At 73.5% G+C, this 18,046-nt stretch carries 20 protein-coding genes, 2 tRNA genes and 1 other RNA gene; 15 read left to right on the forward strand and 8 right to left on the reverse strand.

The features are described 5' to 3' along the window. Positions 1-40: 40 nt before the first annotated feature. Entirely contained in the window at positions 41-2,206 is a 2,166-nt protein-coding gene (locus tag AB0953_RS00355) for a DNA polymerase III subunit gamma and tau (RefSeq protein WP_366857109.1), read from the reverse strand. 86 nt (positions 2,207-2,292) lie between these two features. Continuing rightward, an RNA gene (ffs, locus tag AB0953_RS00360) (signal recognition particle sRNA small type) lies at positions 2,293-2,391 on the reverse strand. Between the two features lie 72 nt (positions 2,392-2,463). Here ffs and AB0953_RS00365 point away from each other — a divergent pair. Next, positions 2,464-2,551, forward strand: a tRNA-Ser gene (locus AB0953_RS00365). A gap of 60 nt (positions 2,552-2,611) precedes the next feature. Here AB0953_RS00365 and AB0953_RS00370 read toward each other — a convergent pair. Next, positions 2,612-3,424: a VOC family protein gene (locus AB0953_RS00370; protein WP_366857110.1), complete on the reverse strand. Its 813-nt coding sequence runs from the start codon at positions 3,422-3,424 to the stop codon at positions 2,612-2,614. A gap of 354 nt (positions 3,425-3,778) precedes the next feature. On the opposite strand from AB0953_RS00370, the gene AB0953_RS00375 reads away from it, so the two are divergent. Beyond that, positions 3,779-4,423, forward strand: coding sequence for a TetR/AcrR family transcriptional regulator (locus tag AB0953_RS00375; RefSeq protein ID WP_366857111.1), 645 nt, complete (start codon positions 3,779-3,781; stop codon positions 4,421-4,423). 18 nt (positions 4,424-4,441) lie between these two features. Here the strand turns inward: AB0953_RS00375 and AB0953_RS00380 are convergent, their stop codons facing one another. Further along, entirely contained in the window at positions 4,442-4,864 is a 423-nt protein-coding gene (locus AB0953_RS00380; protein ID WP_366857112.1) for an alpha/beta fold hydrolase, read from the reverse strand. Between the two features lie 116 nt (positions 4,865-4,980). Here AB0953_RS00380 and AB0953_RS00385 point away from each other — a divergent pair, with 116 nt between their 5' ends. After that, positions 4,981-5,466, forward strand: a complete 486-nt coding sequence (locus AB0953_RS00385; protein WP_366857113.1) for a TetR/AcrR family transcriptional regulator C-terminal domain-containing protein — start codon at positions 4,981-4,983, stop codon at positions 5,464-5,466. A 92-nt stretch (positions 5,467-5,558) separates the two neighbouring features. On the opposite strand, the gene AB0953_RS00390 is transcribed toward AB0953_RS00385, so the two are convergent. Continuing rightward, the gene (locus AB0953_RS00390) at positions 5,559-6,380 is read right to left on the reverse strand and encodes a VOC family protein (protein ID WP_366857114.1); all 822 of its coding nucleotides are present in this window, start codon (positions 6,378-6,380) and stop codon (positions 5,559-5,561) included. A 120-nt stretch (positions 6,381-6,500) separates the two neighbouring features. On the opposite strand from AB0953_RS00390, the gene AB0953_RS00395 reads away from it, so the two are divergent. Next, positions 6,501-7,127 carry an HhH-GPD-type base excision DNA repair protein gene (locus AB0953_RS00395; RefSeq protein WP_366857115.1) on the forward strand — a complete coding sequence of 209 codons (627 nt, stop codon included), beginning with the start codon at positions 6,501-6,503 and terminating at the stop codon, positions 7,125-7,127. Positions 7,128-7,181: 54 nt separating this feature from the next. Here the strand turns inward: AB0953_RS00395 and opcA are convergent, their stop codons facing one another. Next, positions 7,182-8,114 (reverse strand): glucose-6-phosphate dehydrogenase assembly protein OpcA, encoded by a 933-nt coding sequence (opcA, locus tag AB0953_RS00400; RefSeq protein WP_366857116.1) that lies wholly within the window; start codon positions 8,112-8,114, stop codon positions 7,182-7,184. Between the two features lie 101 nt (positions 8,115-8,215). Next, positions 8,216-9,835: a helicase HerA-like domain-containing protein gene (locus AB0953_RS00405; protein ID WP_366857117.1), complete on the reverse strand. Its 1,620-nt coding sequence runs from the start codon at positions 9,833-9,835 to the stop codon at positions 8,216-8,218. Positions 9,836-9,923: 88 nt separating this feature from the next. Between AB0953_RS00405 and AB0953_RS00410 the strand changes: the two genes are divergently transcribed. Together AB0953_RS00410 and AB0953_RS00415 are read left to right on the forward strand one after the other, a co-directional pair. Further along, positions 9,924-10,220: a type II toxin-antitoxin system VapB family antitoxin gene (locus AB0953_RS00410; RefSeq protein WP_114058229.1), complete on the forward strand. Its 297-nt coding sequence runs from the start codon at positions 9,924-9,926 to the stop codon at positions 10,218-10,220. Between the two features lie 212 nt (positions 10,221-10,432). Beyond that, positions 10,433-11,098 carry a LytR C-terminal domain-containing protein gene (locus AB0953_RS00415; protein ID WP_366857118.1) on the forward strand — a complete coding sequence of 222 codons (666 nt, stop codon included), beginning with the start codon at positions 10,433-10,435 and terminating at the stop codon, positions 11,096-11,098. Between the two features lie 62 nt (positions 11,099-11,160). Here AB0953_RS00415 and upp read toward each other — a convergent pair whose 3' ends face one another. Then, entirely contained in the window at positions 11,161-11,796 is a 636-nt protein-coding gene (upp, locus tag AB0953_RS00420) for a uracil phosphoribosyltransferase (protein WP_179176580.1), read from the reverse strand. A gap of 160 nt (positions 11,797-11,956) precedes the next feature. On the opposite strand from upp, the gene AB0953_RS00425 reads away from it, so the two are divergent. The 9 genes from AB0953_RS00425 to AB0953_RS00465 all read left to right on the forward strand — a co-directional run bounded on the left by AB0953_RS00425 (position 11,957) and on the right by AB0953_RS00465 (position 18,020). Next, positions 11,957-12,922, forward strand: a complete 966-nt coding sequence (locus tag AB0953_RS00425; protein ID WP_366857119.1) for a universal stress protein — start codon at positions 11,957-11,959, stop codon at positions 12,920-12,922. A gap of 85 nt (positions 12,923-13,007) precedes the next feature. Beyond that, the gene (locus AB0953_RS00430) at positions 13,008-13,202 is read left to right on the forward strand and encodes a hypothetical protein (RefSeq protein ID WP_366857120.1); all 195 of its coding nucleotides are present in this window, start codon (positions 13,008-13,010) and stop codon (positions 13,200-13,202) included. Between the two features lie 403 nt (positions 13,203-13,605). Further along, entirely contained in the window at positions 13,606-14,160 is a 555-nt protein-coding gene (locus tag AB0953_RS00435; RefSeq protein ID WP_366857653.1) for a hypothetical protein, read from the forward strand. 62 nt (positions 14,161-14,222) lie between these two features. Next, on the forward strand, positions 14,223-14,651 hold the full coding sequence (tadA, locus tag AB0953_RS00440) for a tRNA adenosine(34) deaminase TadA (protein ID WP_366857654.1): 429 nt from the start codon (positions 14,223-14,225) through the stop codon (positions 14,649-14,651). A gap of 57 nt (positions 14,652-14,708) precedes the next feature. Continuing rightward, a tRNA-Ser gene (locus tag AB0953_RS00445) sits at positions 14,709-14,793 on the forward strand. Between the two features lie 156 nt (positions 14,794-14,949). Beyond that, positions 14,950-15,237 carry a hypothetical protein gene (locus tag AB0953_RS00450; protein ID WP_366857121.1) on the forward strand — a complete coding sequence of 96 codons (288 nt, stop codon included), beginning with the start codon at positions 14,950-14,952 and terminating at the stop codon, positions 15,235-15,237. A 366-nt stretch (positions 15,238-15,603) separates the two neighbouring features. After that, positions 15,604-15,765, forward strand: a complete 162-nt coding sequence (locus AB0953_RS00455) for a hypothetical protein (RefSeq protein WP_361903536.1) — start codon at positions 15,604-15,606, stop codon at positions 15,763-15,765. A gap of 226 nt (positions 15,766-15,991) precedes the next feature. Next, on the forward strand, positions 15,992-16,951 hold the full coding sequence (locus AB0953_RS00460; RefSeq protein WP_366857656.1) for an RNA polymerase sigma factor SigF: 960 nt from the start codon (positions 15,992-15,994) through the stop codon (positions 16,949-16,951). Positions 16,952-17,171: 220 nt separating this feature from the next. Further along, positions 17,172-18,020, forward strand: a complete 849-nt coding sequence (locus AB0953_RS00465; RefSeq protein WP_366857122.1) for an RNA polymerase sigma factor SigF — start codon at positions 17,172-17,174, stop codon at positions 18,018-18,020. Positions 18,021-18,046 lie beyond the last annotated feature (26 nt).

Genomic DNA, 18,046 nt, shown 5'->3' on the forward strand with positions numbered 1-18,046 from the left:
GGCCGGCCGGCCCTTCGTGCGGCCACCCAAAAGCGGCCCTCTATTCGTTCGTGTATTCCTCTATGACGGTGGCTCCGAGCTCGCGCACGATGAGGTCGTGTCCGGTCAGCGCGCTCTCGACGAGGTCGGGATCGTCCGCCTCCGGTACGTCGTCCTCGGGCGCCACCGGCGGGGGTGCCTGCGGTACGGGCGGCTGCGGCGCGGCGGCGGCCTGCGGCGGCCGGTACGACTGCTGGGGGCCGCCCGCCGGCGGCTGCTGCACCGGGGCGGGGGCCGGCGCGGCCGGGGGCGGGGTGTGGGCCGGCGCGGCCGCAGCCGGGGCGGCGGGTGCTCCGTACGACGCGGCGGGCGACGAGGGCGCCCCGTAGGAGCCCTGCGGAGCCGCCGGCGCTCCCCCGCCGCCCACGACGGCGTCGATCTTCCAGTTGACCTGGAACTGCTCGGCCAGGACGGCCTTGAGCACGTCCTCGCTGCCGCTGCTCGCGAAGTTGTCGCGGGCTCCGGCGTTGGGGAAGCCGAGCTGCAGGGTGGTTCCGTCGAAGCCGGTGACCTGGGCGTTCTGGCTGAGCAGGATCCAGGTGAACCGGCGGCGGTTCTTGACGGCCTCGAGGATGCCCGGCCACATCGCCTGCACCTGCCCGGCACCGGCGGCCATGCCGGGGGAGGGCGCGGCGGCGGGCGCGGCGGCGGCCGGCGCGGCGGGCGCGGGCGCCTGGGCGGCGGGCGCGGGGGCAGCGGCCGGGGCGGGCGCGCCCTGCCCGGGCGTGGCCGCGCTGGGCCAGGCGCCCCGCACCCCGGACCCGGGCTGCGCAGCCCCGGGCCAGGCCCCGGGCGCGGGAGCGGGAGCCGGAGGCTGGGCGGCGGCGGGCGGAGCCGGGGGCGCCGCCGCAGGCGCGGCGGCCGGAGCGGGCGCCGGGGCCGGAGCGGGCGCCGGAGCCGGGGCCGCGGGCGCCATGGCATGCGCCTCGGGCCCGGGCACGTACCCCATGGCGGGCGGGGCGGCGGCCTGGGCGGCGGCGGGGACGGCAGCCGGGACGACGGAGACCGGTCCGCTCCGCTCCAGCCGGTCGAGCCGGGCCTGGAAGGACCGCTCGTCGTCGAAGGCGGCGGGCAGCAGCACCCGGGCGCAGATCAGCTCCAGCTGCAGCCGCGGGGAGGTGGCGCCCCGCATCTCGGTGAGCCCGGCGTTGACCAGGTCGGCGGCGCGGCTCAGCTCGGCGGCGCCGAACACGGAGGCCTGGGCCTGCATCCGCTCGACCACATCGGCCGGGGCGTCGATGAGCCCCTTCTCCGCGGCGTCCGGCACGGCGGCCAGGATCACCAGGTCGCGCAGGCGCTCCAGCAGGTCGGCGACGAAGCGGCGCGGGTCGTTGCCCCCCTCGACCACCCGGTCGACCACCTCGAACGCGGCGGCCCCGTCCCCGGCGGCGAACGCGTCCACGACGGAGTCGAGCAGCGACCCGTCGGTGTACCCGAGCAGCGAAGTGGCCATGGCGTACGTCACGCCCTCGTCCCCGGCGCCGGCGAGCAGCTGGTCCATCACGGACATGGAGTCACGCACGGACCCGGCGCCGGCCCGCACCACGAGCGGCAGCACGCCGTCCTCGACCTTGGCGCCCTCGCGGCCGCAGACCTCGCCGAGGTAGTCGCGCAGCGTGCCGGGCGGTACGAGCCGGAAGGGGTAGTGGTGCGTCCTGGACCGGATGGTCCCGATGACCTTCTCGGGCTCGGTGGTCGCGAAGATGAACTTGAGGTGCTCCGGGGGCTCCTCGACCACCTTCAGCAGGGCGTTGAAGCCCGCCGAGGTGACCATGTGCGCCTCGTCGATGATGTAGATCTTGTACCGGCTGCTCGCAGGCCCGAAGAAGGCCTTCTCGCGGAGGTCACGCGCATCGTCGACGCCACCGTGCGAGGCGGCGTCGATCTCGATCACGTCGATCGAGCCCGGGCCGTTCCTCGCGAGGTCCCGGCAGGACTGGCACGTGCCGCAGGGGTCGGGAGTGGGACCCTGCTCACAGTTGAGGCAGCGGGCCAGGATGCGCGCGCTGGTCGTCTTCCCGCAGCCGCGCGGGCCGCTGAACAGGTACGCGTGATTGACCCGGTTGTTCCGCAGGGCCTGCATCAGCGGGACAGTGACATGCTCCTGCCCGATGACCTCGGCGAACGACTCGGGGCGATAGCGGCGGTACAGCGCAAGGGACGACACGTCTACGAGGTTATCCGGGCCCACCGACAAAGGCGGCCCACGTCCCCCGCACCCTGCCGCCCCGCTTCGGCCCGCCCGGCCCCGGAACGCAAAGCGCCCCTCACGCACCCGCCAGAGCCCACTTACCCTTGCTGCCTTCCGGCCCTGGGGGAGTTGGGTGAGATAGCGCCACGTGAGGGGCTACCCACACCCTAGCGGATGGAGCGCCCCGGTATCGAGTTCGCTAGCACCCCTCATCGTCTTGTATTGTTCGTCGCGGAGGATTCGCCTAGAGGCCTAGGGCGCACGCTTGGAAAGCGTGTTGGGGGCAACCCCTCACGAGTTCGAATCTCGTATCCTCCGCCAGCTCGAAGGGCCGGACCGCGCAAGCGGTCCGGCCCTTCGGCGTTCCTCCGGTTCCTGCGGTCACCGGGCCCAGGGGAGGGGGCGGGTGCCTTCCGTGTCCGGGACCCTCGCGACGCCGTCCGCGCGCATGGCGACGTGGGCCGCGGCCGGTTCCGGGGCGTGGATGCGGCGCAGGACGTCCGGCGGGAGGACGACGGTGGAGCCCGCCGGGACCTTCTCGGTGCGGCCGCCGGAGGTGACCTCGAGGGCGCCGGCGGTCACCGTCCAGACCTGCTCGCGGTTGACGGAGTGCTCGGGTCCGGTCCGGCCCGCATCCATGGAGACGGTCCAGGTGCTGAGCTCCGTGCTGCCGCGGCTGGGGGCGGCCAGGCCGGTCATGCGGGCGTTGGGGCTCTCGGTGACGTGCTCGGGGGCGGGGGTGATCACGTGCAGGGCGGGCTCCTCGGCGGGTTCGGCGGGTTCGGGCTCCGGCTCGGTCTCCGGCTTGGCGGGAGTGGTCCACTCCACGAGCTGGACGACGATGCCGTTCGGGTCGGTCAGCTGGAACAGGCGCTCGCCCCAGGGCTCTTCGCGCAGCGGCATCGTGAGGGGGGCGCCGGCCTCGCGCAGGCGCCGCTCCTCGGCTTCGAGCCCGCTGACGGTGAGCGCGAGGATCACGCCCCCCGCCTGCCGGTCGCGCTGCTCGGGCGGGAGGGCCTCGGTGCCGCGGCGCAGGAGGACCACGTCGGCAGCCGCGTCGTCGGCGCCGCGGCTCAGGCTCGCGAAGCCGTCCGCGGCCGCGGTGACCTCGTAACCGAGGTGGGTGCGGAAGAAGGCGGTGGAGGCGTCCACGTCGGCGACGGTCAGGGCGATGGTCGAGGTGGTGACGTTCACGGCGGCGGCTCCTGGCGGCGGATGCGGTGCGGACGGGCGTGTGGCGGGCGGGCGGCTCGGCGGCTCAGTACGTCCGCCGCGGCGCCTGAAAGCGGGGACGGCTGCCGTTCGCACGGGCGGCGGCCGGCGCAGCGATGCGCGGCGGCAGTTCCCGGAGCGGGCGCCGGCCGGGAGTGGCGGCGTACGGCGCCTTCCCCTGGGGGGCGGCAGTGGTGTGGGTGTGGGTGTCGAGCGGGCGCATAGGCGTCCCTTCCTGTTGGCGCTCCATGCCGGAATCTTGCTACGGGCATAACTTTATGTTGAGGCGACTCAGGCGGTCAAGGAGAATTTTGCTACGGGGGTAAGATTTCGCCCATGAGCACCGAGCTGGGACTCCGCGAGTCCAAGAAGCAGGAGACCAGGCAGTTGATCTCCGACTGCGCCACGCGGCTCTTCATCGAGCAGGGCTTCGAGCAGACGACCATCGCCGAGATCGCCGCCGCGGCGCGCGTCGCCAAGAAGACGGTCACGAACTACTTCCCGCGGAAGGAGGACCTGGCCCTCGACCACCACGAGGCGTTCACCCAGAGCCTCGCCGCGGCCGTCGCGGACCGTGCCCCCGGGGAGGGGCCGCTCGCCGCGCTCGGGCGGGCGTTCCACGCCACGCTCGTCGGGCACAGCCCGGTCGCGGGGTTCACCGGGCCCGAGTTCGCCCGCATGGTCGCGGACAGCCCCACCCTCAGCGCCCGGCTGCGCGAGCTGCACGACCAGCGCGAGGAGGCGCTCGCCGCGGCCCTGGCGTCCGTCACCCCGGACACCGCCCCGGCCATCGCCCCCCGGGCCGCGGCCGCCCTGATCGCCGCATCCGACCGGCTGCTGTTCCGCCGCATCCAGGAACTCACCCTGGCCGGCCGCACCGACGACGAGATCGAAGCCGTCCTCACCCCCGAGGCGAACCACGCCCACGCCCTCCTCACCGCGGCCCTCGGCGACTACCCGACCACCCCCGCGGCCCCCTGATCCGCAGCCGCCCGGGGATCAGCCCGCCGCACCGGTGCGCGCGAGGCTCGGGAGGACGTGGGCCAGGAGGCCAGGAGTCCGGTGCGGGCACTGTCGTCGCGGCCGGCGGCGTGGATGTTCCGGTCGGTGCCGACGTAGGCCGCATACAGGTCGGGGCGCCGGCGGGCCCAGCCTCAGGCCGATGACGCTGCCGAAGGAGTGCGCCGCCAGGACCACCCGCTCGGCTCCGAGGCGGGCGAGGACGTACCGGGTGGCTTCGAGGGCGTCCTCGTACAGCCGGTCGAGCGAGATCTCGCCCTGGGCGGCGGCGTCGGAGCGCCCGAGGGTCTTGCCGGTGCCGCGCATGTCCCAGCGGACGACCGTGAAGTGCTCCTCCCAGGCGCGGGTGCGCGGGCCGTACGCCGCGTGGGAGGCGCCGGGGCCCCCGTGCAGCTCGAGCATCACCGGATTGGCGGTGTCCTCGCCGCGGATCGAGACCCACTGCTCGATGCCGCCGATGCGGACGAAGCACTGCGCTGTACCGCTACGTCCCGAGCAAGACCGACCTCGTCGACCTGATGGTGGACGCCGCCGGCGGCACTCCGCCGGCCGTGGCCGACCTGCCCGGCGGCGGCTGGCGCGAGCCGCTGGCCGAGTGGGCCCGGCGGTGCTGGGCGCTCTACCGCAGTCACCCGTGGATCCTGACCGCCACCGCCATGCGCCGCCGGCACATGGGCCCGGGCCAGCTGGCCTGGCTCGACACCGCGCTGGCCGTGCTGGCCCGGACCGGCCTGCCCGCGGCCCGGCAGCACGACACGTTCCTGCTGATCATCGGTCACATCCGCAGCCTCGCCCAGCAGCTCGTCGACGCCGACGAGGAGGCCGACCGCGAGTGGCAGCGGCTCACCGGCGAGCTCCTCGACCGCCACCGCGACCGCTTCCCGGCCCTGACCGCCGCCCTCGCGGCCGGCGCCTTCGCTCCCCCGCAGCCGGACGAGGACCCGCTCGAGTACGGGCTGCAGCGCATCCTGGACGGCGTCGCCGCGCTGGTCGAGCGCGCCTGAGCCGGGGTCCTCGGCGGGGTCAGCGGGGAGGGCGGCGGCGCTGTCGCGGCCGCCCTCCCGCCGGATGCCCGGCCGCCGGGGGTGCGGGAGTCCTACACGTCCGACATCTTCGGCATGTCGCCGGCCGTCGTCGACATGTCGATGACGGCGAAGGCCGCGCCCTGCTGGTCCGTCAGCGCGGCGAAGCGGCCGAACGGGCTGTCCATCGGCCCGAAGTGGAGCTGCCCGCCCAGCTTCTTCGCCTTCGCCACGGCCTCGTCGCAGTCCGGCACCGCGAAGTAGACCTGGATGTACGAGGGGATCTCCGCCGGGAACTCCTCGCCCATGCTCATCCGGCCCAGCACCGGCCGGTCCGCGCCGCCGAGGTGGAAGATCCGGTAGTCCATCCCGGCCGCCTCGGGGCTGTCGCCCATGTCCATCTGCTGGGCTCCGTACGGGAAGACCCGCGGGAGGAAGTCGTCCGCCTTGCCGACGTCGCGGCTGAAGACCTCCGCCCAGGCGAAGGCCCCGTTCTCGCCGACCTTCTCGAAGCCCTTGTGGTCGCCCGCCTGCCAGACGCCGAAGACCGCGCCGCTCGGCTCCTTGGCGATCACCATGGTGCCGAACGAGCCGACCTGCATCGGGCCCATCATCACCTCGCCGCCCGCAGATCTGATCTTCTCGGCGGTGGCCGCGGCGTCGTTCGAGGCGAAGTACAGGCACCACTGCGACGGGGCGTCGGCACCGGGCATCGGCGGGACGACGGCCGCCACGGCCCTGCCGTCGGAGTAGGCCTGCGTGTAATTGCCGTACTCCGCACCGGCGGCCTCGCCGAAGGTCCAGCCCAGCACCTCCCCGTAGAAGCTCTTGGCGGCCTCCACGTCATTGAACATCGCGTCCGTCCAGCAGGGCGCGCCTTCCGGGAACTCAGCCATGGTCGATCGACTCCTGTGTCGTGTGCTCGTGCGTGACTCGCGTTCCGGTTCCGGGTTCTCACGCTAGGGCCGCGGTGCGCCTCGCGCGCGGGGAACGCGCCCGCGCGAGAGGCTGGGTGCATGGACATCACCATGCGCCTCGCCCAGCAGCCGGAGGCCGACGAGCTGCTGGGCCGCAGTCCCCTCGCCGCGCTCGTCGGGATGCTGCTGGACCAGCAGGTGCCGATGGAGTGGGCGTTCTCCGGTCCGTACACGATCGCCCGGCGGATGGGCGCGGACGACCTGGACGCGCAGGCCATCGCCGCCCAGGACCCCGAGGCCTTCGCGGCGCTGCTGTCGCAGAAGCCGGCCGTGCACCGCTACCCGGGCTCGATGGCGAAGCGGGTGCAGCAGCTGTGCGCGTACCTGGTGGAGCACTACGACGGGGACGCGGAAGGCATCTGGCGCGGCGTGGGGAGCGGCGCGGAGCTGCTGGAACGGCTGAAGGAACTGCCCGGCTTCGGCGAGCAGAAGGCGCAGATCTTCCTGGCGCTGCTGGGCAAGCAGCTGGGCGTGCGCCCGAAGGGCTGGCGCGAGGCGGCGGGCCGCTACGGGGAGGCGAACGTCTACCGGTCGGCGGCGGACATCACGGGGCCCGAGTCCCTGGCCAAGGTGCGGGCGCACAAGCAGGAGATGAAGGCGGCGGCGAAGGCCGAGAAGGCCGCCGGGGAGGGCAAGGCCACCAAGGGCGGCACGGGGGGCAGGTGACACGGGAAGCGGTCCCGGCCCGCCCTTCGCCGCCCCCGCCGGGGACGGCGACCGCTAGGCGGAGGCCGGCGCCTGGACCGGGCGGCTGCGCAGCGCCGACGCGTAGACCTCGTCCGCGTCCAGCCGGCGCAGCTCCTCCGCGATCAGCTCGGCCAGGCTGCGGATCTTCAGGGCGACCGTGCGGTCGGGGCTGCCCGGCAGGATCAGGGCGGCCAGGGCCCCGTCGGGGCGGTCGACCCGGATCGCGCCCTGCGGGGTGTCCAGCCGGACCCCGGTGACCACCGGCCCGGCCGTGGCAACCCGCTCCACCGGCACCCCGAGCCGGTCCTCCAGCCAGCGCGCCAGCAGCTCGGCGCTCGGGTTGTCCGGCTCGCTCTCCACCGCACCGCCCGTCACCGGCAGCGGCTTCTGGTCCATCGCGGCCGCCAGCAGCGAGCGCCAGGGCGTCAGCCGCGTCCAGGCCAGGTCGGTGTCGCCGGGCTCGTACACGGCGGCCCGCTCGTCCAGCGCGGCCAACGGGTCCGCGGCGGCCTCGGCGTCCGTGATGCGGCGCTGCGCCAGCGCGCCCAGCTGGTCCCGGGCCGGATCGGCGGGCGCGTCGGCCGGCCACCAGGCCACCACCGGGGCGTCCGGCACCAGCAGCGGGAGGACCACCGAGCCCGCCTGCCCGGTGAGCGCCCCGTGCAGGCGCAGCACCACGATCTCCCCGGTCCCCGCGTCCGAGCCGACCCGCAGCTCGGCGTCCAGCCGGGTCTGGCGCAGCTTGTGCGGGCCGCGGGCGGTGCGCTTGATGACCACGATGATGCGGCAGGGGTGCTCGCGCGAGGCCTCCGTCGCCGCGCGGATGGCGTCGTACGCGTGCTCCTCGTCGGTGGCGATGACGAGCGTCAGCACCAGGCCGCTGGTCGGGCTGCCGATCGCGCGCCGCGCTTCGAGCAGGGCCCGGTCGACCTTGCCGGAGGTGGTGTCGGTGAGTTCGGTCCGCATGCCCCGAAGTCTGTCAGCGCGGGCCCGCAGGCGTCACCCGGCCGCGGATCCCGGCCTGCAATCCGTCACCTGCGGCTTCGCCCGGGCCGTCATCCGCCCCCTCACCTGCGCCGCTTGGCCGTACCGAAGAGCGAGCGGGAGATCTCCCGGCCCAGCTGGGTCCCGACCGACCGGGCCAGCGAGCGGAACAGGCCGCTCCCCACCACCTGCCGCGCCAGCGACTCCTCCTGCCGGGGCGCGCCGCGGCGGCCCTTCGCCGCCTCCTTCGCCGCCTCCTTCGCCTGCTCCTTCGCCTGCTTCTCGGCCCGCTTCGCCGCCTCCGCCTCGGCCGCCGCGGCCTCCGCCGCCGCCTCGGCCGCCGCCTGCTCGGCGCTGATCCTCTCGTACGCCGACTCGCGGTCGACGGGCTCCGCGTAACGGGGCCACAGCGGCGAGGACTTGACCGCCCGGTCCAGTTCCGCCGCACCGACCGGGCCCATCAGCGACTGCGGGGCGCGCAGCCGGGTCGCCGCGACCGGGGTGGGAGCGCCCCTCTCGCTGAGGACGGTGACCACGGCCTCGCCGGTGCCGAGCTGCGTCAGGAGCTCCTCAAGGTCGTACTCCGAGTTCGGGAAGGTCTTCGCGGTGGCCTTCAGCGCCTTGGCGTCGTCGGGGGTGAAGGCGCGCAGCGCGTGCTGGACCCGGTTGCCGAGCTGGCCGAGGACGTCCGCGGGGACGTCCTTGGGCGTCTGCGTCACGAGGAAGACGCCGATGCCCTTGGAGCGGATGAGCCGGACGGTCTGGGTGATGGATTCCAGGAACGCCTTCGAGGCGTCGCTGAAGAGCAGGTGGGCCTCGTCGAAGAAGAAGACGAGCTTGGGCCGGTCCAGGTCGCCGACCTCGGGCAGGTCGGCGTAGAGGTCGGCGAGCAGCCACATCAGGAACGTGGAGAACAGCTGCGGCCTGTCCTGGACGGCCGGGAGCTCCAGGACGGAGACCACCCCGCGCCCGTCGGCGGAGGTGCGCAGGAACTCCGCCGTGTCGAAATCGGGTTCACCGAAGAACGCGCCGGCGCCCTGCTGCTCGAACGCGGTCAGCGCGCGCAGGATCACCCCGGCGGTGACGGTGGACAGCCCGCCGATGCCCTTCAGTTCGGCCTTGCCCTCGTCGGAGACGAGGAAGGCGACGACCGCCCGCAGGTCCTTGAGGTCGACCAGCTCCAGGCCCTTGGCGTCGGCGTAGTGGAAGATCAGCCCGAGGGACTGCTCCTGCGTCTGGTTGAGCCGGAGCACCTTCGACATCAGGACGGGGCCGAAGCCGGTGACGGTGGCCCGCAGCGGGATGCCCGGCCCGATCCCGCCGAGCGCGTAGAACTCGGCGGGGGCTCCGGCGGGCTGCCAGTCCTGGCCGACCTCGGCGGCGCGCTGCGCGGTCCTGTCGTTCGCCGCGCCCGGCGCCGAGATGCCCGAGACGTCCCCTTTGATGTCGGCGAGGAACACCGGTACGCCGTTCGCGGAGAGCTGCTCGGCGATGAGCTGGAGGGTCTTGGTCTTGCCGGTGCCGGTGGCGCCCGCGACCAGCCCGTGCCGGTTGAGCACCGAGAGCGGGATGCGGATCTGCCGGTCCGGCAGGCAGGCCCCGTCCCAGAGCAGGGCGCCCAGTTCGAGCGCGGGGCCGGTGACGGCGTACCCGGCGGCGATCCGGTCGGCGGCCGACGGCGCCGGGTCGGTGCTCTCGCTCATAGAACTCTCCCGAATGAGGCCCCTATGCCACTTTTGCACCGACCGGGCAAGGCTGCGCCCGCAGGCACCGGCCCGGTAGGCTTTCCGTGTGATCTTCAAGCGCATCGGAAACGGGCGGCCGTACCCCGACCACGGCAGGGAAACCACCCGGCAGTGGGCGGATGTCGCCCCGCGCCCGGTCCGGCTCGACCAGTTGGTGACGACCAAGGGGCAGCTGGACCTCGAGACGCTGCTCGCCGAGGACTCCACCTTCTACGGCGACCTCTTCGCCCACGTCGTGAAGTGGCAGGGGGACCTGTACCTGGAGGACGGGCTGCACCGCGCCGTGCGCGCGGCCCTCCAGCAGCGGCAGGTGCTGCACGCGCGCGTCCTCGAAATGGACTGACGCACCGCCAGCGCCCCACCGCGCACCCCTTCGCACCCCTTCGCGCGCTTTCGCGCGCCTTCGCACCCCCTCGCGCCCCGGGTCGGCGGGCGGAGTCCGGCGGCGGTTTCCGGCCGTTCCCGGTTCGTGCGAATTGCGCCTTTCGGGTCGGTCTTGCCCTATCAACAGATCATTCGGTGGGCATCGGCAGCGGCCGGTATTACGCTGCGCCCATGAGCATGCTCACTCCTCCCGGCATGGGCGGAAAGTACCGCGTGACGGGAGCGGCGTACCCCCGCATGAGCCGTCCGCGGCGCCGCCGCCGGATCGTCTTCACCCTGCTCGGCGCAGTCCTCGGCCTCGCCGTGCTCGGCTACGGATCGCTGCAGCTCATCCACGTGTTCCGCGGTGAGGGCGGCAGCGGGAAACAGAGCGGCGCCATGGCCGCGAAGCACTGTCCGAGCGCGCGGCCGAAGGCGGGCGCCGCACCTGCGGGCGTCACGGCCGCGAGCGCTGCCGCGGTCCCCCTCCCGCAGCCCGGAGACATCACCGTCAACGTGTACAACGCCACGGCGCGCGCAGGCCTGGCCAAGGCCGTCGGCGACGAGCTGAAGAAGCGCGGCTTCGCCGTCGGCCACGTCGGCAACGCCCCCGCCGACCTCGACAAGAAGGTCCCCGGCACGGGGCTCCTGGTGGGCTCGGCCAAGACCGACAAGGCCGCCTACGCGGTGCTCAGCACGCAGATCGAGGGCGACGCGCAGCAGAACGACGCCCGCGAGGGCGCCGACATCGACCTGATCCTCGGCGACGCCTTCAAGGACCTGAGTCCGAAGGAGGCCGCCGACAAGGAACTGGCCCTCCTGGCCCACCCCCAGCCGACGCCGGCCGCCTCCTGCTGACCTGCGCCTGCCGCCGCACGCGTACGGCGGCAGGCGCAGGTCCGTCCCGCGGGTTCCGTCCGCTATTCGGCCGAGCCGTACATGCGGTCGCCCGCGTCGCCCAGCCCCGGGACGATGTAGCCGTGCTCGTTGAGCCGTTCGTCCACCGCGGCCGTCACCACCGTCACCGGCGTGCCCGCGAGCTCGCGCTCCATGACCTCCACGCCCTCCGGCGCGGCCAGCAGCACCACGGCCGTGACGTCGTCCGCACCGCGCTTGATCAGCTCCTGGATCGCCGCGACCAGCGTGCCGCCGGTGGCCAGCATCGGGTCGACCACGTAGACCTGGCGCCCCGAGAGGTCCTCCGGCATGCGCGTCGCGTACGTGGAGGCCTCCAGCGTCTCCTCGTTGCGCACCATGCCCAGGAAGCCCACCTCGGCGGTCGGCAGCAGGCGGACCATGCCGTCGAGCATGCCGAGGCCGGCGCGCAGGATCGGCACCACCAGCGGGCGCGGGTGCGACAGCTTCACGCCGGTGGTCGCCGCGACCGGGGTCTCGATGTCGGACTGCTCGGTGCGCACGTCCCGGGTGGCCTCGTACGCGAGGAGCGTCACCAGCTCGTCGGCGAGCCGACGGAAGGTGGGGGAGTCGGTGCGCTTGTCGCGCAGGGTGGTCAGTTTGTGCGCCACCAACGGGTGATCGACGACCTGCAAACGCACAACATCCTCCAAGGCTCAAAAGTCGGGTTTCGACCTGCGACCTGCAAAAACGGCCGCACGGTTTCGCGACCCACAGCCAAAAGGCTACGCGGTGCGCGTACCCTCGTGCGCCCGAACGCCCCGGGATGCGGCCCGCCGCGCGGCCCAGCACGCTGGACGGGTGAGCACCGCAGGAGTGATCGCGGCCGTCGACGGATCGGAGCACAGCCTGCGGGCCCTGGAGTGGGCCCGCAGCGCGGCGCTCCGGCACGGCACGGGCCTCGTGGTCGCCCATGTCCTGCCCGACAGCGCCCAGCTGTACGCGGGCCGGCGCCGCGCACTGGCCGACCCGGCGGCCCCGCAGGAGTACCCCGACCCGGTCGCGGACCGGATCCGGGCCCTGCTCGCCGAGGCTCCGGAGCTGCCGGACGAGGTGCGGTACGAAGCCCTTGAAGGCTCCGTTCCGGAGGCGCTGCGGGTGATCGGGGCCGAGGCCCGGATGCTGGTGATGGGCTCCCGCGGGCGCGGCGGCTTCGCCGCCCTGCTGCTCGGCTCCAACAGCCGCGCCGTGGCCGCGACGGCGCCGTGCCCGGTGGTGGTCGTCCCGCATGCGGAGCGCGCCGCGCCCGACGCGGCCGGGGCGTCCGGAGCGTCCGGGGCGTCCGGGGCGTCCGCCGGGCGGGTGGTCCTCGGCCTGCACGCCGCCGAGACCCCCGAGGACGTCCTGGTCTTCGCCTTCACCGAGGCGGCCGCACGGGGGACCACCGTCCAGGTGGTCTCGGCGTACGCGATCCCGCCGGCGCCCGTCGTCATGGTCGACACCCCCTTCGCCGTGCTGACCCCGGAGGGGCTCGCGGACGAGGCGGACGCGGTCCCGGCCGAACGGGAGATGCTGCGTGCCCAGACCGAGCGGCTGGAGCCGCTGCGGGCGCGCTGGCCGCAGGTCCCGGTCGAGCAGGCCGCCGTCCCGGGGGACGCGGCGGGCCGCCTCGTGGACGCCTCCCGGTCGGCGGCCCTGGTCGTGGTGGGCCGCCACCACCCGCGGCGCAGCATCCGCGGGGTGGCGATCGGCTCGGTGGCCCACGCGGTCCTGCACCACGCGCACGGTCCGGTGGCCGTGGTGCCCGCCCTGTCGGACGACGCCTGACCTGCGAAGGGGTGGCATCAAACCGGCCGTCCGGGGGAAGGTGGGGTGCGGGGGTGTACGACCGGACCAGCCTGGGGTGGTGCCGATGCCCGAGACGCAGCCGAGCCGAGACGAGGGCGAGGACGCGCTGCCGGAGACTGCCGCGCAGCGCAGAGCGCGCCGTGCGCAGTTCCTGCGCGACCTGATGGAAGCGCGCGCCCTTCGCGACCGCGTCCAGCCCCGCCGCGCCCGCGCGGCCCGCATGCGCCAGCACATGCGCATGCGCACCTTCCGCTGGTGACCGCACCCGCTCCGAAGGCGGCGGCGGACCGCGGCGGGGCGCGACGCGGCGGGGTGCGGCGGGAAGCCGAACGCCCGGTCGGCAGCTGCAGGTCGGCGGCCGCAGGGCCGCGCGGAGCGCCGAAGGGGGCGGGCCGCACGGGTGGTGGCGGGGCGCGTACGCGGCCGCCGGAGGGGCGGGGCCCCGGGCCCCGGACAGGCCGCCGACCGGGTCCGCTCCGCCCGTGCAGCGACACGGCGCGGCACGACGCAAGCGCGGAAGACCTCTCGCAAAGCCGCTGTTTCTGCCACGATGCCGATTGGGCGGGGCACGAAACGGCGAGCAGCACAGCCGTTCCAACCCTCCCCACCTCCGGCCGGGGGGACCTCCAACCGGCACGCCTATGACCAGTGGGAGAGTCACGGTGTATTTCGCCGCACTGCTCGCGCGCACCGAAGACGGGTGGGAAGCGAGCGACATGGAACTCGACGACGTCGAGTCCCTCAGTGATCTGATCGATCTCGCGCGTGCCGCCGCTGTCGACGACGACACGGTGGTCGCCCTCATCGAGCAGGAGGACGCCTGGTTCGGCGTCATCCGCGTGGACGGCGAGGAGGACCCGCGGTACTTCGTCTCGAACGCCTCCGCGGCCTCCCGCAGCTCCTACGGCTCGATGCTGACCGACGAGCTGCTGGGCAGCGACGAGGAGGAGGACGAACTCGACGAACTGGACCTGGACGGCACCGAGGACGGCGAGGAGGAACCGATCACCGCGTACACCGGCGCCGACGGCGACGCGGACGAGGACCCCGGCGCCGGGACCGGCGCGGAGCGGGTGCCGGCCGGCCCGCTCGGCGACCCCCGCCTGCTGGACGACCTCGGCGTGAGCAACAAGCAGCTGATGACCCTCGACGGGGACGCCCTCTCGGAGATCGCCGAGTCGCTCGGCGCCACCGAGGTGCTGGAGGCCGTTCGCTAGTGATCACCGCGCACCACCCCACGCACGGCCCCGATCCCGTACGGGACCCGTGGCGGGACTCCATGCGCCTGGCGCTGCAGGAGGCCGCCCGGGCGGTGCCGGCCGGCGACGTGCCGGTCGGCGCCGTCGTGCTGGGCCCGGACGGGGAGCTCCTCGCCACCGGGCACAACGAGCGGGAGGCCACGGGCGACCCGACGGCGCACGCCGAGGTGCTGGCGCTGCGCCGTGCGGCCGCCCGGCTCGGGGAATGGCGGCTTCCGGGGTGCACCCTCGTGGTGACCCTGGAGCCGTGCGTGATGTGCGCGGGCGCCCTCGTGCAGTCGCGCGTGGCACGGGTCGTCTACGGCGCCGCGGACGAGAAGGCGGGCGCCGCTGGCTCGCTCTGGGACCTCGTACGGGACCGCCGGCTCAACCACCGGCCGGAGGTGGTCCGCGGCGTGCTCGCCGAGGAGTGCGCGCAGCAGCTGACCGCCTTCTTCCGCGCCCTCTGAGGCAGCCGCGGATCACCGATTTCATCGGATGCCGATCCATAGGCTAGGATCCATCTCGGTAGTGTGTCCGAGTGGCCGAAGGAGCTCGCCTCGAAAGCGAGTATGGGGCAACCCATCGGGGGTTCAAATCCCTCCACTACCGCTCCGATCGAGAGCCTCGACCCGCAAGGGCCGGGGCTCTCGGCGGTTTCCGGCCCGGCAACGCCCCGCACGACACGGCAGGCGCCCCCTACTCCGCACCGGTGAGCGCGGGCCGGCCCCGGCGTGACCGGCCGCCCGTCCGGGCCGTTGTCACGGCATGACCAAGACCCAGCGCATGCTCGCCGCCCTCGCCCTCGCGGGGGCCGCCGCGGGCCTCGCCGCTCCCGCCGCGTCCGCCACTCCCGCCGCCCCGATCACCCTGCCGGACCTGCCGCAGGCCGCCCCGGGCATGCCGGAGGGCGCGATGCCCGGCTCCGTCCAGGACGTCGGCAGGAAGCTCGACGCGCTGAACCAGCTCAACCAGCTGAACGACCTGCCGAACCAGCTGGACCCCGTCATCGCCCCGGTAGCGCCCCTCGTGAACCTGCTCGGCGCCATCCAGTAGGCGCCCCACGGGGCCGGGCACGCCGAAGGCCCCGACCGGGGTCGGGGCCTTCGCACGCGGGGCGGGGGAAGCGGCCGCCGGGGGACGAGCCGCTTCCCCCGACGGGGGCGGGCCGGCAAGCCCGGGCCGCAGTCAGGGGGGAGCGTGCGGCCCGGGCCCCGCAGTCGGACCCGGTCCCTGGCCCTCCGGTTTCCTGCCAGAACCGGTGGGCCTGCCTCCATCGTGCGCCGCCCGGGACGCCGCGCCCAGCGGCGAAGGACCTCTGGGCCCGGGTCATTGGTCCTTAAAGGTCCGGTGAGTGTCCGAACACGACCGGTTAGACTCACCCGACTTCGCAGGACCGGTTGGGGGAGGCCGACACCGCTCATGGAGACCAAGAAGATGATCACGGGAGGGCTCGTGGTGTTCGTGCTCTTCGTGATCATCACCCAGCCGGTCAAGGCGGCCGACATCGTCCGCATAGGCTTCCAGGGCATCTCGGACGCAGCCCACGGCATCGGCGCGTTCATGACCGAACTGGTGCGCTGAACCCGTACGCTGATGCGGTTTGCGGACTAACCGGCCCCCCACTCCGACGGGTGGGGGGTTTTGTGTTCCCGGCCCTCGTGGCTCCTCTGCGCCGAACACCCCATTATGCCCAACTTGCCCACAACACGGCGATATACGGTGCTTGCACACAGTGCACATGTCTTGTGATGCTATGACCGCTTTTGACGGATGAGTGGGATGAGTTGACATGAAGGGGTGGCGTGACGTGCCGGCCAGTACTGCACCTCAGGTGCCACCCCAGCAGGATCCCCCACACGGCCCCGGACAGGGCACCGCCCCGCACCCACCCGCCCCCGCGTCCGCTCCCGCGCACACCACCCCGCGCGCAGCGCAGCCGGACGCCCCCGTCCCGCCCCAACAGGACTCCCCGGAGGAGCCCCCGGCGGCCCCGAGACCGCACAGCCGGGGCGCGGACACCCGGGCCCTCACCCAGGTCCTGTTCGGCCAGCTGAAGGGCCTGCAGCCGGGCAGCAGCGAGCACGCGCGGGTGCGCGCCGCCCTCATCGAGGCGAACCTCCCGCTCGTGCGCTACGCGGCCGCCCGCTTCCGCAGCCGCAACGAGCCCATGGAGGACGTGGTCCAGGTCGGCACCATCGGCCTGATCAACGCGATCGACCGGTTCGACCCGGACCGCGGCGTGCAGTTCCCGACCTTCGCGATGCCGACCGTCGTGGGCGAGATCAAGCGGTACTTCCGCGACAACGTCCGCACCGTGCACGTGCCGCGCCGGCTCCACGAGCTGTGGGTCCAGGTCAACGCGGCCACCGAGGACCTCACCACCCTGCACGGGCGCACCCCTACCACGCCCGAGATCGCCGAGCGGCTGCGGATCAGCGAGGAGGAGGTGCTGAGCTGCATCGAGGCGGGGCGCAGCTACCACGCGACCTCACTGGAGGCGGCCCAGGAGGGCGACGGCCTGCCGGGGCTGCTGGACCGGCTCGGCTACGAGGACCCCGAGCTAGCCGGGGTCGAGCACCGCGACCTCGTACGCCACCTCCTCGTACAACTGCCCGAGCGCGAACAGCGGATCCTCCTGCTGCGGTACTACAGCAATCTGACGCAGTCACAGATCAGCGCGGAGCTCGGCGTGTCGCAGATGCACGTGTCGCGCCTGCTCGCGCGCAGCTTCGCCCGGCTCAGATCCGCAAACAGGATCGAGGCGTAACCGGATCGGGTGGAGATCCCCGGAGCGTTTCCCGACAGAACCGGCTGATTCCGCTCTGTCGCTGCAGTTATATGTCGACTTGGCGCTACAGCGTGTTGCCGACATGTGACATTCTGCTGGAACCGCGTTTGCCGCAGCCCCGGCGCCGGTATTCAGGTGGAGGCTGCGTTCGTCAGACGGACGCGCCGTACGCGACCGTCCGCGACCTCAAGGGGGTGGCATGTCCGTAGACCAGGGCAGCTCCAAGGTGCTCACGCTCGTCAAGAGCGAGGCGCCCACAGCACCCGCGGCACCAGACCGCTCGGAAGCCATCGACACCCGCACCCTCTCCCGCTCCCTCTTCCAGCGACTTGCCGCCCTGGACGCGGACAGCCCCGAACGGGCGTACGTACGCGACACCCTGATCGAGCTGAACCTGCCCCTGGTGCGCTACGCCGCCGCCCGCTTCCGCAGCCGCAACGAGCCGATGGAGGACATCGTCCAGGTCGGCACGATCGGCCTGATCAAGGCGATCGACCGGTTCGACTGCGAACGCGGGGTGGAGTTCCCCACCTTCGCGATGCCGACGGTCGTGGGCGAGATCAAACGATTCTTTAGGGACACCTCCTGGTCCGTGCGCGTCCCGCGCCGCCTCCAGGAGCTGCGCCTGGCGCTCACCAAGGCCAGCGACGAGCTCGCCCAGAAGCTCGACCGCTCGCCGACCGTGCCCGAACTGGCCGCCGTGCTCGGCGTGTCGGAGGAGGACGTGGTCGACGGCCTGGCCGTGGGCAACGCCTACACCGCCTCCTCGCTCGACTCCCCCTCCCCGGAGGACGAGGGCGGCGACGGCTCGCTGGCGGACCGCCTCGGGTACGAGGACAGCGCGCTGGAGGGCGTCGAGTACCGCGAGTCGCTCAAGCCGCTGCTCGCCAAACTCCCGGCCCGCGAACGGCAGATCATCATGCTGCGGTTCTTCGCCAACATGACGCAGTCGCAGATCGGCGAGGAGGTCGGCATCTCGCAGATGCACGTCTCCCGCCTGCTGACGCGCACGCTGGCGCAGCTGCGGGTCGGTCTGATCGGCGAATAGGAGGGGGCGGGCCGGAGCCTTCCGGC

The sequence above is a fragment of the Streptomyces sp. NPDC046866 genome, from assembly GCF_040704625.1.
GTDB lineage: Bacteria > Actinomycetota > Actinomycetes > Streptomycetales > Streptomycetaceae > Streptomyces.